We start from the raw sequence: 14,534 nt of genomic DNA, 5'->3' as shown, positions 1-14,534 counted from the left end.
ACGGCGTGGTCATCCCCGGCCCGGACGTCACCCCCGTGCCGAGCCGTGGCCCCTGCGGGTCAACTCCGCTTCGGCTGGCGGACCAGGGTCCAGATCGGCAGCTCGTGGTCGACCGCGGTCCGGGTGTTGTGCGTGACGGCGAACCCGGAGCGCTGCAGCCAGCGGACGACGGTGGAGGTGTAGACCGTCGCCGCGGCCGGCACCCCCTCGGCGTCGCACCGCTCGATCACCGGCTGCAGCACGGCTGCCCCGAGGCCGGCGTGCCGGCTGGCCGGCCGGGTGCCCACCGCGTGCAGCCACCAGTGCGGCTCGTCGGGGCGGCCCAGGGCGCCCAGCCGCTCGCTGGCGAGCACGACCGGCTGGCGGGCCCCGAACACCCGCGGCAGGTCCCGGTCGATGACCGCCTGCAGGTCAGCGGCGTGCGGCTCGGCGTCGGGGGCGGTCCAGGCCGCCACCGAGCTCACGTCGTCGGTCACCCATGCCGTCCCGGCGAGCACCGGCACCAGCCCGCCCCACAGCTCGGCCCAGCGCGACAGCCGTTGCGCCCGGCCGTCCTCGGGCAGCGCCCAGGAGGTCCACCGGTAGTCGGGGTAGGCGGCCGCCAGGGTCGCCGCGATCCGGGGGACGTCGGCGCGGGTGGCGACCCGGACGGCGGGTGGTTCGGTCACCGCGCCATCAGACCACGCAGCCGGACCCGGACGCCGTCCAGACCATTTCCCTGACAGCAGAAGAACTGCGCGGAGAGCGCAATGTGCCATTCCGGTGTCGCTTTTCCCGGCGCGCCCGGATTGGCTGGCGTCGTCCATTCCACTGCCGGAGAGGAACTGCCCCGATGACCACCCCGAGCACCACCGCCACCCTGGGCGACGCCGTCTACGAGCGGCTGCTGCGCGAGCGGATCGTCTTCCTCGGCCGCGAGGTCGACGACGTGATCGCCAACCAGCTCGCCGCCCAGATGCTGCTGCTCTCCGCCGAGGACCCGCGGCGGGACATCCACCTCTACGTCAACTCACCCGGCGGCGGCGTCACGGCCGGGATGGCGCTGTACGACACGATGCAGTTCGTCGACTGCGACGTCGCCACCTACGCGATGGGCATGGCCGCGTCGATGGGCCAGTTCCTGCTGAGCGCCGGCACGCCGGGAAAGCGGTTCGCCCTGCCGCACGCGCGGATCATGATGCACCAGCCGTCGGCCGGGCTGGGCGGCACCGCTGCCGACATCACCATCCAGGCCGACATGCTGGGCAAGATGAAGCGGCAGCTCAACGAGCTCCAGGCAGCGCACTCCGGGCAGAGCGTCGAGCAGATCGAGCGCGACTCCGACCGGGACCGCTGGTTCACCCCGGCCGAGGCGGTGGGCTACGGCCTCGTCGACTCGGTGCTCACCGACGCGTCCGCGCTGCCGGAGGGCCGCATGCCGTTCGGCGTGGGCTGACCGCGGAGGCGGGCCGGGGCACTCGTGCGACAGGTACTTGAACTATCAAGTAACTGGGGGGAGACTGGTGGTCCCCACCGAACAGCAGGAGTGCACCGTGCCCGTCCAGCGCCTCAACCACGCCGTCCTCTTCGTCCGCGACGTCGACCGCAGCGCCGCCTTCTACCGCGACGTCCTCGGCTTCCGGGTGAAGGTCGAGATGCCCGGCCGGGCGGTGTTCCTGCAGGCGGAGGGGTCGACCAACGACCACGACCTGGGCCTGTTCGCGGTGGGTGCGGCCGCCGGGCCCTCGGGCGCCGGGCGGAGCACCGTCGGGCTGTACCACCTGGCCTGGGAGGTCGACACCCTGGCCGAGCTGGCCCGCATCCGCGGGGCGCTCGCCGAGGCCGGTGCGCTCGCCGGGGCGTCGGACCACGCCACCACCAAGGCGCTCTACGCCCGCGACCCCGACGGCATCGAGTTCGAGGTCTCCTGGCTGCTGCCCGCCGCCCTGATCACCCCGGACGTCGAGGCCCAGGGCGCCACCACGCGGCCGCTGGACCTGGAGGCCGAGATCACCCGCTACGGCGCGCAGACCAAGGGCGGCATCGGGGTGTCCGTCCCGGCGTGACACGGTGGCGGGGTGGCCATCAACGTCCTCGCCGTCACGCTGACCGGCGGGCCCACCGCCCTGCTCGAGCTGGGGGCGCTGCGCCTGCTGGTCGACCCGACGTTCGACCCGCCGGGTGAGTACCCGCTCGGCGGCGGCCGGTCGCTGACCAAGACCGCGCCGGCGGCGCTCTCGGCCGCCGACGTCGGACCGGTCGACGCCGTCCTGCTCAGCCACGACCAGCACCCGGACAACCTCGACACCGCCGGCCGGGCCGCCCTCGCCGACGCACCGCTGGTGCTCACCACCGAGGCGGCTGCCGAGCGGCTGGGTGGCGCGGCGCGCGCCCTCCGCACCGGCGAGACGGTGCCGCTGGGCCCGCTGCAGGTCACCGGCGCGCGCGCCGAGCACGGCCCGCCGGGAGCCGAGCGGCTCACCGGCCCGGTCACCGGCTTCGTGCTGCACGGCGACGGCCTGCCGACGGTCTACGTCAGCGGCGACAACGCGTCGCTGGACTGCGTGGACGAGGTGCGGGCCGCGTTCCCGCAGGTCGACGTGGCCGTGCTCTTCGCCGGGGCCGCCCGCACCGCGCTGTTCGACGGTGCGCCGCTCACCCTGACCGGCGCGGACGTGGCGGAGGCGGTCCAGCGGCTGGACGCCGGCCGGGTGGTCGTCGTCCACTGCGACTCGTGGGCGCACTTCAGCGAGGACCGGGACGACGTCCGGGCCGCGCTGACCGCCGCGGGGCTCGCCGACCGGCTGGTCGAGGCCGCGCCGGGGGTGCGCACCGTCGTCAGCTGACCGCGGCCCCGGGCTGCGGGCGGATGACCAGGATGCTGCTGACCGCCGTGCCGAGCAGCCGGTCGGCGCCGTCGAGCAGCTGCGCCTCGGCGAGCGCCGTGCGGCCGCCGAGGTGGGTGACCGTGCCGATGCAGCGCACCCGCCCGGTGTCCACGGTGATCGGGCGCAGGAACTTCACCGTCAGGTCCAGGCTGGTGTAGCCCACGCCGGCCGGCAGCGCCGAGTGCACCGCGCAGCCGGTCGCCGAGTCCAGCAGCGTGGCGTACACGCCGCCGTGCACCGAGCCGATCGGGTTGTAGTGGTACTCGGCCGGCTCGAAGGAGAACTGCACGCGCCCCCGCTCCGCGGAGTCCATCGTGAAGCCGAGCGTGGCGATCACCGGCGGGGCGGGCAGCTCACCGGCCGCCATCGCCTGGAGCACCTCGAGACCGGCCGACGTCCGGGCCGCCTCCGCGCTCAGCGACGGGTCGCCCCAGGTGTACGTGCGTTCGCGGGTCGGTTCGATCACCCAACCGACGCTACCGGCCACTCGAACAAGGCGTCACCCGCGGCCACCGTCGCGCCCGCACCGACCGGGGGCATGGTGTCCGCGGCCGCGTCCATCACCACCACCGGGCTGACCGGCGACATGCCGGCTGCGCGCACCGCGGCCACGTCGACGGTCACCACCCGGTCGCCGGCCGCGACGTCGTCGCCCTCGGTGACGTGCAGGGTGAACGGCGCCCCGTCCAGCCGCACGGTGTCGATGCCCACGTGCACCAGCACCCCGCGGCCCTCCGGGGTGAGCACGATGAACGCGTGCGGGTGCACCTTGAGCAGCCGCCCGGTCACCGGTGCGACGACGTCGACCAGGCCCGCGTCGGGTGCTGGCTCGATCCCCACGCCCGCCCCCACCATCGAGGCGGCGAACACCGGGTCGGGCACGTCGGTGATCGCCAGGACGGTGCCCGGCAGCGGTGCGGTGACGACGAGCGGCGGCGTCACAGCAGGTCGTTCACGTCGTCGGCCAGCATGTCCGCCTCCGGCCCGACGACGACCTGGACGATCTTCCCGGCGACCAGCACGCCGTGCGCGCCGGCCTTCTTCAGCGCGGCCTGGTCGACCAGCGACGGGTCCTTGACCTCGGTCCGCAGCCGGGTGATGCAGCCCTCGACGTCGTCGATGTTGGCCGCGCCGCCGAGTCCGGCGACGATCTGCTCTGCCTTGCCCACGGAGTGCTCCTCCCGGCGGCGCGACGGCCGCGGTCAGCTGGTCTGGAGTCGTAGAGGTACGGCACCGGACCGGCTCGCGTCCAGGGTGTTGACAGGCAACGGTCGTGCCCGCCATCCTCCCCGGTCAACTGGTCATGACCGGACGGTACCGGTTGGTGGGCGTCCGAGGGAATGGCCGGTGAACGCAGTCCCCGCAGGCACGTCACCAGTCCGCGCACTCCACGAGGAGACCGCTCCATGACCGCCCTCACCGCCGCACCGCCCAAGGAGCGTCGAGGTCTCGCCGGCCTCCAGCGCCTGGGCCGCAGCCTCATGCTGCCCATCGCCGCCCTGCCTGCGGCCGGCCTGCTGCTCCGCCTCGGCCAGGCCGACATGCTCGGCCGCTGGTCGTCGACGGAGGACGTGGCCGCCGTGCTCGCCGCGGCCGGCAACGCCCTGTTCGGCAACCTGCCGCTGATCTTCGCCGTGGGCATCGCGATCGGCTGGGCGAAGAAGGCCGACGGCTCCACCGCGCTGGCCGCCGTCGTCGGCTACCTGGTGCTGTCCGAGGTCTTCGAGGCGATGAGCCCCATCGTGCTGGGCGCCGCGGCCGAGGGCGAGGAGCAGGAGATGATCAACTTCGGGGTGCTCGGCGGCATCCTGGTCGGCGTCTTCACCGCGATGCTCTGGCAGCGGTACTACCGGATCAAGCTCCCCACCTACCTGGCCTTCTTCGGCGGCCGGCGGTTCGTCCCGATCATCACCGCGGTCAGCATGATGCTGCTCGCGGTCGTCATGTCCTTCGTCTACAAGCCCTTCGACAGCGTGCTCACCGACCTGGGCGAGGCGGTCGAGGGCAACAGCGTGGTCGGCGGCGGCATCTTCGGCACGGTCAACCGGCTGCTGATCCCGCTGGGCCTGCACCACATCCTCAACACCGTCGTGTGGTTCCAGCTCGGCGAGTTCGACGGCGTCCAGGGCGACATCTCCCGGTTCTTCGCCGGCGACCCCGCCGCGGGCATCTTCACCACCGGCTTCTTCCCGATCATGATGTTCGCCCTGCCGGCCGCGGCGATCGCGATCTGGCACGAGGCCCGGCCCGACCAGAAGAAGATCGTCGGCGGCATCATGCTGTCGACCGCGCTGACCGCCTTCCTCACCGGCATCACCGAGCCGCTGGAGTTCTCCTTCCTCTTCGTGGCCTGGCCGCTGTACCTGGTGCACGCGCTGCTGACCGGCACCTCGCTGGCGCTGACCAACGCGCTCGGGATCCACGACGGGTTCACCTTCTCCGCCGGGGCGATCGACTACCTGCTGAACTTCGGGCAGGCGGACAAGCCGCTGTGGCTCATCCCGATCGGCCTGGTCTACGCGGCGATCTACTACGTGCTGTTCCGCTTCGTGATCCGGAGGTGGAACCTCAAGACGCCGGGTCGCGAGGACGACGCCGACGCCACGGTGGGCAGCACCGACGACGGCGCGGCCCCGGCCGCGACGCCGGAGACGGTCGCCCCCACCAGCACGGTCGAGGGCAGGGACCGGTCCTGACCGACGTCCCCCCACCCGCCGGCCCCGTGCTGCGGGGCCGGCTCGTGACCGGCGGCTCGGTCGTCGACGACGGTGTGGTCACCGTCGTCGGCGACCGGGTCGCCTACGCCGGCCCGGCGGCGGGCTGGCACGGGGGTGAGCTGCCACCGCCCGCGCCGGACCGGCTGCTGCTGCCCGGGCTGGTCGACGTGCACTGCCACGGCGCGGCGGGCCACGGCTTCCCCGACGACGACCTGGACGGCGTCCTCGCCGCGGCCGCGCACCACCGGGCGCACGGGACGACGACGCTGGTCGCCAGCCTGGTCTCCGCGCCGGCCGCGGTGCTGCGCGACCGGCTGGCGCTGCTGGCCCCGCTGGTCCGGGCCGGCGAGCTGGCCGGCGTGCACCTGGAGGGCCCGTTCCTCTCCGCTGCCCGGTGCGGTGCCCAGGACCCCGCGGCGCTGGTGCCCGGCGACCCGGCGCTGCTCGAGGAGCTGGTCGGGACGGGCGTCGTCGTCTCGGTGACCCTCGCCCCGGAGACCGCGCACGCCGCGGAGCTCGTCGCCGTCCTGCGGGCGCACGGCGTGCTGCCGAGCTTCGGGCACACCGACGCCTCCGCCGCGGAGACCACCGCCGCCGTCCGCGCGGCCGCACCCGACGGCCGGCTGTCGGCCACCCACCTGTTCAACGGCATGCCGCCGCTGCTGTCCCGCGCCCCCGGCCCGGTGGGCGCCTGCCTGGCCGCGGCCGCCCGGGGCGAGATCGTGCTGGAGCTGATCGCCGACGGCGTGCACCTGGCGCCGGAGACCGTGGCCGCCGTGTTCGACCTGGTCGGCCCGGCGCAGGTCGCCCTGGTCAGCGATGCGATGGCCGCGGCCGGGGTGGCCGACGGCCGCTACCAGCTCGGCGCGCTCCCGGTGCAGGTCGCCGGCGGCGTCGCCCGGCTGGTGACCGGAGACGGACCCGGGGCGATCGCCGGTGGGACGGCGCGCCTGGTGGACGTCGTCCGGCAGACCGTGGCCGCGGGTGTGCCGCTGGCCGACGCCGTCCTCGCGGCGTCCGGCACCCCCGCCCGGCTGCTCGGCCGGGACGACGTGGGCCACCTCGCCCCCGGCGCCCGCGCCGACGTGCTCGTCACCGACCGAGAACTGCACCCGACGGGGGTCCTCCGGGCCGGCCGCTGGGTGCGCCGAGAGGAGAGCTGACCGTGGAGGTCGTCCTGCTGCCCACCGCCCAGGACTGCGGGCGGGTGGTCGCCGACGCCGTCGCCGGGTCGGTGCTGGCCGCGCTGGCCCGCGGCGGGCCGGTGGTGCTGGGCCTGGCCACCGGCTCGTCGCCGCTGCTGGCCTACCGCGAGCTGCTGCGCCGGCACCGCGACGAGGGCCTGTCCTTCGCCGGGGTGCACGCCTTCCTGCTCGACGAGTACGTCGGGCTGCCGGCCGGGCACCCGGAGTCCTACCGGGAGGTGATCCGGCGGGAGCTCACCGACTCCCTCGGGCTGGACCCGGCGGTGGTGCACGGGCCCGACGGGTCGGCGGCCGACCCGCTGCAGGCCGCCCGCGACTACGAGCAGCAGCTGCTGGCCGCCGGCCCGGTCGCCGTCCAGGTGCTCGGCATCGGTGCCAACGGGCACCTCGGCTTCAACGAGCCGGGCTCGTCGCTGGCCAGCCGCACCCGGATCAAGACGCTGACCGAGCAGACCCGGGTCGACAACGCGCGCTTCTTCGGCGGCGACGTCGAGGCCGTGCCGCGGCACGTGATCACCCAGGGCCTGGGCACCATCCTCGGCGCGCAGCACCTGGTGCTGGTGGCGACGGGGGAGCGCAAGGCGGAGGCGGTGGCCGCCGCGGTCGAGGGGCCGCTGACGGCGTCCTGCCCGGGTTCGGTGCTGCAGCTGCACCCGCACGTCACGCTGGTCGTCGACGAGGCGGCCGGCAGCCGGCTGGCCCGCGCCGCGCACTACCGCTACGTGCTCGGGCACAAGCTGGCCGACCAGGGGTGGTGACCATCCGTCGGCCGGGCGGCGGGCGCACTGGCAGCATGGCCGGCGTGTCCGCCGAACCCCTGATCGTCGACGGGGTGGTGCCCAAGCACGAGCAGCTGCGCGGCCGGCTCACCGAGCTGGCGGCCCGGCTGCCCGCCGGTGCACCGCTGCCCGGCGAGCGCCAGCTCTGCGTCGAGCACGGCGTCAGCCGGATCACCGTGCGCGAGGCGATCGGGCAGCTGGTCAGCGAGGGCGTGCTGGTGCGGGTGCGCGGCAAGGGCACCTTCGTCGCCGAGCGGGCCGCCCGCTCGCGGCTGCACCTGGCCTCCTTCTCCGACGACATGCGCCGGCTGGGGCTGCAGCCGAGCACCGCCGTCCTCGCCGTGGCGCGGCTGGTGCCCCCGCCGGCGACCCGCCGGGCGCTGGAGCTGCCGGCCGGCGCGCCGGCCTGGCACGTGCGGCGGCTGCGGCTGGCCGACGGGCAGCCGATGTCCATCGACGACGCCTGGTACCTCGCCGACCTGCTGCCCGACCTCGACACCCAGGACCTCACCGGCTCGCTCTACACGCTGCTCGACGAGCGCTACGGCTGCACCATCGACCGGGCCGAGCAGACCGTCCGGGCCGCCGACGCCGACCGGGAGACCGCGATGGTGCTCGGGCTGCCCGCCGGCCGGCCGGTGCTCGTCTTCGACCGGGTCTCCTACAGCGGCGGCCGCCCGGTGGAGCACGCCGAGTCGACGTACCGGGGCGACCGCTACGAGGTGCAGATGACCGTCGAGCTGGGCGCGGGCTGAGCCGTGCAGCCGGTCGAGCTCGCGGTGGACGAGCTGCTGCTGCGCCCCTGGCGCGCGGACGACGTCGACGCGGTGTGGGCGGCGTTCCAGGACCCGGACCTGCGGCGGTGGAACGCGACCGGTTCCTCCCACCGGGACGCCGTCCTCGCGCTGCTGGCCCGCCGGGCCGACTGGACCGGCGGCGACCACTGCTCCTGGGCGGTGGTCGCCGCCGACCAGCTGGTGGGGTCGATGTCCCTGCACCAGATCGACCGCGAGCAGGCCGAGGGCGAGGTGGGCTACTGGACGGTGGCCGCCGCGCGGGGGCGGGGGATCGCGGCCCGGGCCGCCGACGCGGCCTGCCGCTGGGCCTTCGGCACCCTGGAGCTGGACCGGGTCCAGCTGTACCACGCCGTGGAGAACACGGCGTCCGGCCGGGTGGCGGCCAAGGCGGGCTTCACCTGCGAGGGACGGCTGCGCCGGTCGCACCGCTACGGCGACGGCGTCCGGCACGACGAACTGCTGTGGAGCCGGCTGAGCGACGACCCTGCCCCGGCGCGACGGTGAGCCGGGGGCCGGGCCACCGCCTCAGGCGGCGACGCGGGCGCTGCTGAGCAGTCGGCCGTGCTCGGCGGCCTCGCGCTCGGCGGTCTGCTTGAGCTCTGCGGCCAGCTCGGCGAAGGAGTCCAGCGCCGGGTTCACCCCGACCAGGGTGAAGTCGCGCTCGACGACGCGCAGGTCCATCCCCCACACGTCCTCGAGGATGCGGCGCATCCAGCTGGTGGCGTGGTCCCAGCCCTCGCGCGGCGTGCCGGCGCTGTAGTTGCCGCCGCGCACGGTGACCAGCACCGCGGGCTTCCCGGTGGTCGGAGCCTCGGCGCGAGGGCCGAAGCGCGGGTCGGTGATGACCATGTCGACGTAGCTCTTGACGTGCTGCGAGACGCCGAAGTTGTAGAGCGGGACGGCGAACAGCAGCGCCTCGGCGTCGGCCAGCTCGTCGGCCAGCGTGGCGGCGAGGGCGGCGGCCTCGGCCTGGGCGGGGGTGCGCTGGTCGGCCGGCAGGTACGACCCGCTCACCGCCTCGGCCCAGCTCGTGGCCGGGATCGGCTCGGTGCCGACGTGCCGGCGGGTCACCGGGGCGTCGGGGTTCCCCGACCGCCACTCCCGCTCGACGATGTCGGCGATCTCGCGGCTGGCCGACCCCTCGACCCGGATGCTGGCGTCCAGACGGAACAGCGACATGGTGGGACTCCCTCGAAGCTAGTTGCTAGCGGAAAGCTAGCGCTTCGGGAAAGCTAGCACTACGGAAAGACGAGCGCTACGAAAAGGCGAGCGCGGCCTAGGATGTCGGCGTGACCGAGGAGCTGCTGCACACGCCCGAGGCGTGCGACGGCGCCCTGGTGCGCGCCTTCGGCTTCCTGGGCAAGCGGTGGAACGGGCTGATCATCGGTGTCCTGGCCGGTGGGCCGGCGAGCTTCACCGGGCTGCGGCGGGCCGTGGGCGGGATCAGCGACTCGGTCCTGTCCGACCGGCTGACCGAGCTGGCGCTGGCCGGGCTGGTGCAGCGCACCGTCGACGACGGGCCCCCGGTCGCCGTCAGCTACCAGCTCACCGAGGCCGGCTCGGCCCTGCGGCCGGTGCTCGAGCAGCTCGCCGACTGGGCACGGGACAGCCTCCCCGTCGAGCGCTGCACCGGGGACTGCTGACCCTCAGCAGCCGCAGCTGGCGCCGGCGGGGGCGGTGAGCAGGTCGACGTCCGGGCGCGTGGTGCCGTGCTCGGTCTCCACCGCCAGGCCCTCGCGCGCCCAGTACTCGAACCCGCCGATCATCTCGCGCACCCGGTAGCCGCGCTGGGCCAGCGTCAGCGCCGCGCGGGTGGCGCCGTTGCAGCCGGGGCCCCAGCAGTAGGTGACCACCGGGACGGCGGGGTCGAGCTCGGCCGCGGCCCGCCCGGCGATCTCCCGGCCCGGCAGGTGCACCGCCCCGGGCACGTGCCCCTGCGCCCAGGACTCGGCGCTGCGGCTGTCGACCAGCACGAAGCCCGGCCGGCCGGACTCCAGGGCCGCGTGGACGTCGGAGACGTCGGTCTCCACGGCCAGCCGGCGGGCGAAGTGGGCGGCGGCGTCGGCGGGGTCGGTGGTCCAGTCCAGGCTCATGGGCGGAACGCTAGGGACCGCCCGCCGTCCGGACGAGTGGCTGGACCGCCCCGCATCGCAACGATCCCGCCGCCCAAGCGCCGGCGCAGAGCTGTTCACCTTCCGCGGAAAGTGCAGAGGCATTGACATCCGAGCGCACTGACATGTCAGATGTCAGCTGTGCCTCTCGCCCCGGTGTCCCGCGTGCTGCTGCGCGACCAGGCCGTCTCGCTGATCCGGTCGGCGATCGTCAGCGGCGAGCTGGCGCCCGGCGCCGTCGTCAAGGACACCGAGCTGGCCGGCCGGCTCGGTCTGTCGGTGGCCCCGGTGCGCACCGCGCTGGCCCGGCTCGCCGACGAGGGGCTGGTCGAGAGCAAGCCGCAGAGCCACACCCGGGTCACCCCGCTGGTGCTGCAGCAGGTGCGCGACGCCGCGGTCGTGGTGCGGGCGATGCACGAGCTCGCGGTCGCCGAGGCCGCCGGCGACGTCACCGAGGACGACGTCGCGGCGATGCGCGCGGCCAACCAGCGGTTCGCCGCAGCGGTCGGGTCCGGTGACCTGGACGCCGCCCTGGCCGCCGACGACGAGCTGCACGAGGTGCTGCTGGCCCGCTGCGGCAACGGCGCGGTGCGGGCCACGATCGACCGCTTCACCCCGGCCGTCCGGCGGCTCGAGCGGCAGCGCTTCGCCGCCGCCCACGGCCGCGGGTCGGTCGCGCTGCACGACTCCCTGATCGCTGCCTGCGCGCAGCACGACGTCGCCGCCGCCGTCGCCACCACCACCGAGATCTGGACGGCGTTGCTGTCGGAACTGGAGACCCCTGATGCTGAGTGACTTCCCGCGCCACCCGCTGCTCTTCGGCCCGTCGCCGGTGCACCGCCTCGACCGGCTCACCGCCCACCTCGGCGGCGCCGCCGTCTGGGCCAAGCGGGAGGACGTGAACTCGGGCATCGCGTTCGGCGGCAACAAGACCCGCAAGCTCGAGTACCTGGTCGCCGACGCGCTGGCGCAGGGCTGCGACACGCTGGTCTCGATCGGCGGCGTGCAGAGCAACCACACCCGGCAGGTGGCCGCTGTCGCCGCGCACGTCGGCCTGAAGTGCGTGCTGGTGCAGGAGAGCTGGGTGGACTGGCCCGACGCCGTCTACGACAAGGTCGGCAACATCCTGATCTCCCGGCTGGCCGGCGCCGACGTGCGGCTGGTCAAGGCCGGCTTCGGCATCGGCTTCAAGGAGAGCTGGGAGACCGCGTTGCGCGAGATCGAGGCGCGCGGCGGGAAGCCCTACCCGATCCCGGCCGGCGCGTCGGACCACCCGCTGGGCGGGCTGGGCTTCGCCGGCTGGGCGCAGGAGGTGGCGGCGCAGGAGGCCGAGCTGGGCGTCTTCTTCGACACCGTCGTCGTCTGCTCGGTCACCGGGTCGACGCAGGCCGGCATGGTGGCCGGCTTCGCGCAGCTGGAGGAGCAGGGCGCCCGGCCGCGGCGGGTGCTCGGCATCGACGCCTCGGCCAAGCCCGTGGAGACCCGGGACCAGGTGCTCCGGATCGCCCAGCGGACGGCGACCGCCATCGGCCTGCAGCGGGAGCTCACCGCCGACGACGTCGAGCTCGACGAGCGCTTCCACGCCGGCATCTACGGGATCCCGGACGCCACCACGATCGCCGCGATGGAGCTGGCCGCGCGCACCGAGGGCATGGTCACCGACCCGGTCTACGAGGGGAAGTCGATGGCCGCCACCATCGACCTGGTCGGCCGCGGCGAGATCGACCCGTCGTCCACCGTGCTCTACGCCCACCTCGGTGGGCAGCCGGCGCTCAACGGCTACAGCGCGCTGTTCTCCTGAAGGCACGACCGCGGGCCCGGCCACCAGGTGGTGGCCGGGCCCGCGGGTGTCCTGGATCAGCTCACGCGCCGCCGGGAGGCGACGGCCAGGCCCAGGCCGAGCGCCAGGGCGAGCAGCCCGGTGAGCAGCATCCCGGTGACCGGGGTGCCGGTGTAGGCGAGCTCGCCGTCGGCGCTGGTGCTGGTCGTGCTGGTGCCGGTCGTGCTGGTGTCGGCCGTGCTGGTGCCGGTGCTGCCGTCCCGCGGGACCGGCAGGCCGGACGACGCGGACCCGACGACGCCGGGGAAGGCGCCGGGCTGACCGGACACCGGGGGCTGGGGCTCGGTCGTCCCCGGGGTGGCCGGCTCGACCGGGGTGCCCGGCGTGCCCGGCGTGGTCCAGGCGCCGCTGGCGTCGGCGAGGACGCCGATGCCGTTGCCGCAGGCGGTCACCGGGACGTCGACGTCCACGGTGGGCTGGCCGCCGGTGCCCGGGGTGCCCGGGGTGGTGGCCGCCGGGGTGGTGCAGGCGCCGCTCGCGTCGGCGAGGACGCCGACGCCGTTGCCGCAGGCGGTCACCGGGACGTCGACGTCCACGGTGGGCTGGCCGCCGGTGCCCGGGGTGCCCGGGGTGGTGGCCGCGGGGGTGGTGCAGGCGCCGCTGGCGTCGCCGAGGACCCCGACGCCGTTGCCGCACACCAGGACGGGGACGTCGGCGTCGACGACGGAGTCGCCGCCCGAGCCGGCAGCGGGCGCCACCGGGGTGGTGCAGGCGCCGCTCGCGTCGCCGAGGACACCGACGCCGTTGCCGCACACCAGCACCGGGACGTCGACGTCGGCGAGCGAGGCGCTGCTGCCGTCACCGCCCGCGCTGCCCGCCGGCGCGGTGCCGCTGGCGGCCGCCTCACCGAGCACGGCGACCGCATTGCCGGTGACGGTGACCGGGACGTCGGCGTCCACGACGGAGCCGTCCTGCCCACCGGACGCCGGCGCGGCGGCCGGCTGGGCGACGTCGATGCCCGCGGCGTCGGCGGCGTTCCCGCCGAGGGTGATCGGCACGGCGACCGTGATCGCCCCGAGGTCGGCGGCGATGGTGCCGCTCACGGCGGGGAGCTGGACCTCGGCCGGGGTGCTGCCGGTCGCGCCGAGCACGGCCAGGGCGTTGTCGGTGATGGTGACCGGGACGGTCACGTCGACGGCGCTGTCGTCGGCCGAGGCGATGCCCGAGCCGAGGGCGAGCAGGCCGCCGGTGAACAGGCCCGTCTGCAGGGCGCGCTTCATCCACACGTTCATGAGGGGTTCCTTCTCGAGGGTGGTGCCGGACTGAGGGGGACCGGTCCCGCACAGGCGGTGGACCGGGGAGTGCCGCAGGTCAGCGGGAGACCGCTGACGGCGGCGCGCTCAGTCGGGCGAGAAGGAGGGGTCGAACGGGGTGCTGCCCGGCGCTCCGGAGCCCGGGGCACCGACCGCCGGGAGGGCGGTGAGGGTGCGGGTCCGGGCGGAGGACGGGAGGTCTGCGGGGAGCTGCTCGCCGGCCGAGGACGCCGACGACACCGACGTGGTCAGCACGGCGGCGACCGGCAGCCCGGCCGGGAGGCCGGTCGGCAGGCCGAGCGGGAGGCCGGCGGGCGCTGCGACGGCGGCCTCGGTGGCAGCCGTCGGGGCAGCCGACGGGGAGTCGGTGGCGGGTGCGGCCGGGGCCCCGGTCGCCGAGGCCGCACCGAGGGCATCGGCGGGCAACGCCGGGACGCCGGTCACGACCGGTGCGACGACGTCCTGCACCACCGGAGAGGGGTCCGGCGTGACGACGGGCGCGACCACGGGGACGACGACCGGTGCGACGACCTGCTCCACGACCGGGGTCACCACCGGGGTCAGCACCTGCTCGACGACCGGGGTGAGCACCTGCTCGACGACCGGGCGGAGCACCGGCGTGACGACGTGCTCGACGACGGGGGTGGCGACCGGCGCGACCACCGGGACGACGACGTCCTCGACGACCGGGGTGAGCACCTGCTGCACCACCGGGGCCGTGACCGGCTCCAGCGGCGCGAGCAGCTCACCGGCCAGCGCGGTCAGCGGAGCGGAGGGCGCCGGGACCTCCGAGGCGGAGGCGGGGCCGGCGGCGCCGATCAGCCACAGCCCGGTCCCGAGGCCGGTCAGCAGCAGCGCCCGCCCGGCCCAGCGGGGCAGACGGGTGGCGCGGGACTCGTGCTCGGTCATCGCGCCTCCCTCCACCATCGGTCATCGGGTGCTCACGAAGAGTCAACGCCGATCCG

19 protein-coding genes are annotated in these 14,534 nt (G+C 75.1%); 11 read left to right on the top strand and 8 right to left on the bottom strand.

Annotated features, from left to right (window positions below; translation table 11 throughout):
- Positions 1-59 precede the first annotated feature (59 nt).
- The gene (locus FHX36_RS15140) at positions 60-668 is read right to left on the bottom strand and encodes a GNAT family N-acetyltransferase (protein ID WP_110552175.1); all 609 of its coding nucleotides are present in this window, start codon (positions 666-668) and stop codon (positions 60-62) included.
- A 164-nt stretch (positions 669-832) separates the two neighbouring features.
- Between FHX36_RS15140 and FHX36_RS15135 the strand changes: the two genes are divergently transcribed.
- The 3 genes from FHX36_RS15135 (at position 833) to FHX36_RS15125 (ending at position 2,825) form a co-directional block, all read left to right on the top strand.
- Positions 833-1,435, top strand: coding sequence for an ATP-dependent Clp protease proteolytic subunit (locus tag FHX36_RS15135; RefSeq protein ID WP_110552176.1), 603 nt, complete (start codon positions 833-835; stop codon positions 1,433-1,435).
- Positions 1,436-1,532: 97 nt separating this feature from the next.
- Entirely contained in the window at positions 1,533-2,045 is a 513-nt protein-coding gene (locus tag FHX36_RS15130; protein WP_110552184.1) for a VOC family protein, read from the top strand.
- Between the two features lie 12 nt (positions 2,046-2,057).
- A complete protein-coding gene (locus tag FHX36_RS15125; protein ID WP_110552177.1) occupies positions 2,058-2,825 on the top strand; it encodes an MBL fold metallo-hydrolase in 768 nt (255 codons plus the stop codon).
- Here FHX36_RS15125 and FHX36_RS15120 read toward each other — a convergent pair.
- Genes FHX36_RS15120 through FHX36_RS15110 form a run of 3 tightly spaced genes read right to left on the bottom strand, consistent with a single transcriptional unit; the run spans position 2,818 to position 4,036 of the window.
- Positions 2,818-3,333 (bottom strand): PaaI family thioesterase, encoded by a 516-nt coding sequence (locus tag FHX36_RS15120; protein ID WP_110552178.1) that lies wholly within the window; start codon positions 3,331-3,333, stop codon positions 2,818-2,820. The genes FHX36_RS15125 and FHX36_RS15120 overlap by 8 nt on opposite strands.
- Complete coding sequence (locus tag FHX36_RS15115; RefSeq protein WP_110552179.1) at positions 3,330-3,809, bottom strand: PTS sugar transporter subunit IIA; 480 nt, start codon at positions 3,807-3,809, stop codon at positions 3,330-3,332. Before FHX36_RS15115 ends, FHX36_RS15120 begins: the two co-directional genes overlap by 4 nt.
- Positions 3,806-4,036, bottom strand: coding sequence for a PTS sugar transporter subunit IIB (locus FHX36_RS15110; RefSeq protein WP_110552180.1), 231 nt, complete (start codon positions 4,034-4,036; stop codon positions 3,806-3,808). Before FHX36_RS15110 ends, FHX36_RS15115 begins: the two co-directional genes overlap by 4 nt.
- Positions 4,037-4,273: 237 nt before the next feature.
- Here FHX36_RS15110 and FHX36_RS15105 point away from each other — a divergent pair, with 237 nt between their 5' ends.
- From FHX36_RS15105 to FHX36_RS15085, 5 genes are read left to right on the top strand one after another with little or no spacing between them, the layout of a single operon-like run.
- Positions 4,274-5,563, top strand: a complete 1,290-nt coding sequence (locus FHX36_RS15105) for a PTS transporter subunit EIIC (RefSeq protein WP_110552181.1) — start codon at positions 4,274-4,276, stop codon at positions 5,561-5,563.
- A gap of 26 nt (positions 5,564-5,589) precedes the next feature.
- On the top strand, positions 5,590-6,747 hold the full coding sequence (locus FHX36_RS15100; RefSeq protein ID WP_221202900.1) for an amidohydrolase family protein: 1,158 nt from the start codon (positions 5,590-5,592) through the stop codon (positions 6,745-6,747).
- A gap of 2 nt (positions 6,748-6,749) precedes the next feature.
- Positions 6,750-7,547 carry a glucosamine-6-phosphate deaminase gene (gene nagB / locus FHX36_RS15095; RefSeq protein ID WP_110551260.1) on the top strand — a complete coding sequence of 266 codons (798 nt, stop codon included), beginning with the start codon at positions 6,750-6,752 and terminating at the stop codon, positions 7,545-7,547.
- Positions 7,548-7,591: 44 nt separating this feature from the next.
- Positions 7,592-8,323: a GntR family transcriptional regulator gene (locus FHX36_RS15090; RefSeq protein ID WP_258372621.1), complete on the top strand. Its 732-nt coding sequence runs from the start codon at positions 7,592-7,594 to the stop codon at positions 8,321-8,323.
- 3 nt (positions 8,324-8,326) lie between these two features.
- Positions 8,327-8,869, top strand: coding sequence for a GNAT family N-acetyltransferase (locus FHX36_RS15085; protein WP_110551261.1), 543 nt, complete (start codon positions 8,327-8,329; stop codon positions 8,867-8,869).
- A 21-nt stretch (positions 8,870-8,890) separates the two neighbouring features.
- Here FHX36_RS15085 and FHX36_RS15080 read toward each other — a convergent pair whose 3' ends face one another.
- A complete protein-coding gene (locus FHX36_RS15080) occupies positions 8,891-9,544 on the bottom strand; it encodes an FMN-dependent NADH-azoreductase (protein ID WP_110551262.1) in 654 nt (217 codons plus the stop codon).
- A gap of 110 nt (positions 9,545-9,654) precedes the next feature.
- Here FHX36_RS15080 and FHX36_RS15075 point away from each other — a divergent pair, with 110 nt between their 5' ends.
- Entirely contained in the window at positions 9,655-10,008 is a 354-nt protein-coding gene (locus tag FHX36_RS15075) for a winged helix-turn-helix transcriptional regulator (RefSeq protein WP_110551263.1), read from the top strand.
- A gap of 3 nt (positions 10,009-10,011) precedes the next feature.
- On the opposite strand, the gene FHX36_RS15070 is transcribed toward FHX36_RS15075, so the two are convergent.
- Positions 10,012-10,458, bottom strand: a complete 447-nt coding sequence (locus tag FHX36_RS15070; protein WP_110551264.1) for a rhodanese-like domain-containing protein — start codon at positions 10,456-10,458, stop codon at positions 10,012-10,014.
- Between the two features lie 159 nt (positions 10,459-10,617).
- Between FHX36_RS15070 and FHX36_RS15065 the strand changes: the two genes are divergently transcribed.
- The gene (locus FHX36_RS15065) at positions 10,618-11,271 is read left to right on the top strand and encodes a GntR family transcriptional regulator (protein ID WP_220035846.1); all 654 of its coding nucleotides are present in this window, start codon (positions 10,618-10,620) and stop codon (positions 11,269-11,271) included.
- A complete protein-coding gene (locus FHX36_RS15060) occupies positions 11,261-12,277 on the top strand; it encodes a 1-aminocyclopropane-1-carboxylate deaminase (RefSeq protein WP_220035847.1) in 1,017 nt (338 codons plus the stop codon). Before FHX36_RS15065 ends, FHX36_RS15060 begins: the two co-directional genes overlap by 11 nt.
- 56 nt (positions 12,278-12,333) lie before the next feature.
- Here the strand turns inward: FHX36_RS15060 and FHX36_RS23595 are convergent, their stop codons facing one another.
- Together FHX36_RS23595 and FHX36_RS15050 are read right to left on the bottom strand one after the other, a co-directional pair.
- Positions 12,334-13,548, bottom strand: coding sequence for a hypothetical protein (locus FHX36_RS23595; RefSeq protein ID WP_281371850.1), 1,215 nt, complete (start codon positions 13,546-13,548; stop codon positions 12,334-12,336).
- A 108-nt stretch (positions 13,549-13,656) separates the two neighbouring features.
- Positions 13,657-14,478, bottom strand: coding sequence for a hypothetical protein (locus FHX36_RS15050; protein WP_110551268.1), 822 nt, complete (start codon positions 14,476-14,478; stop codon positions 13,657-13,659).
- Positions 14,479-14,534 lie beyond the last annotated feature (56 nt).

Origin of the sequence: Modestobacter versicolor, from assembly GCF_014195485.1 — a bacterium.
Classification (GTDB): Bacteria; Actinomycetota; Actinomycetes; order Mycobacteriales; family Geodermatophilaceae; genus Modestobacter; species Modestobacter versicolor.
This window is presented reverse-complemented; position numbering and strand designations above follow the sequence as displayed.

Excerpts from the sequence above, each read along its gene's own strand:
- FHX36_RS15050 (WP_110551268.1), bottom strand. The coding sequence starts at position 14,478 with ATGACCGAGCACGAGTCCCGCGCCACCCGTCTGCCCCGCTGGGCCGGG.
- FHX36_RS15105 (WP_110552181.1), top strand. The coding sequence starts at position 4,274 with ATGACCGCCCTCACCGCCGCACCGCCCAAGGAGCGTCGAGGTCTCGCC.
- FHX36_RS15070 (WP_110551264.1), bottom strand. The coding sequence starts at position 10,458 with ATGAGCCTGGACTGGACCACCGACCCCGCCGACGCCGCCGCCCACTTC.
- FHX36_RS15080 (WP_110551262.1), bottom strand. The coding sequence starts at position 9,544 with ATGTCGCTGTTCCGTCTGGACGCCAGCATCCGGGTCGAGGGGTCGGCC.
- FHX36_RS23595 (WP_281371850.1), bottom strand. The coding sequence starts at position 13,548 with ATGAACGTGTGGATGAAGCGCGCCCTGCAGACGGGCCTGTTCACCGGC.
- FHX36_RS15135 (WP_110552176.1), top strand. The coding sequence starts at position 833 with ATGACCACCCCGAGCACCACCGCCACCCTGGGCGACGCCGTCTACGAG.
- FHX36_RS15060 (WP_220035847.1), top strand. The coding sequence starts at position 11,261 with ATGCTGAGTGACTTCCCGCGCCACCCGCTGCTCTTCGGCCCGTCGCCG.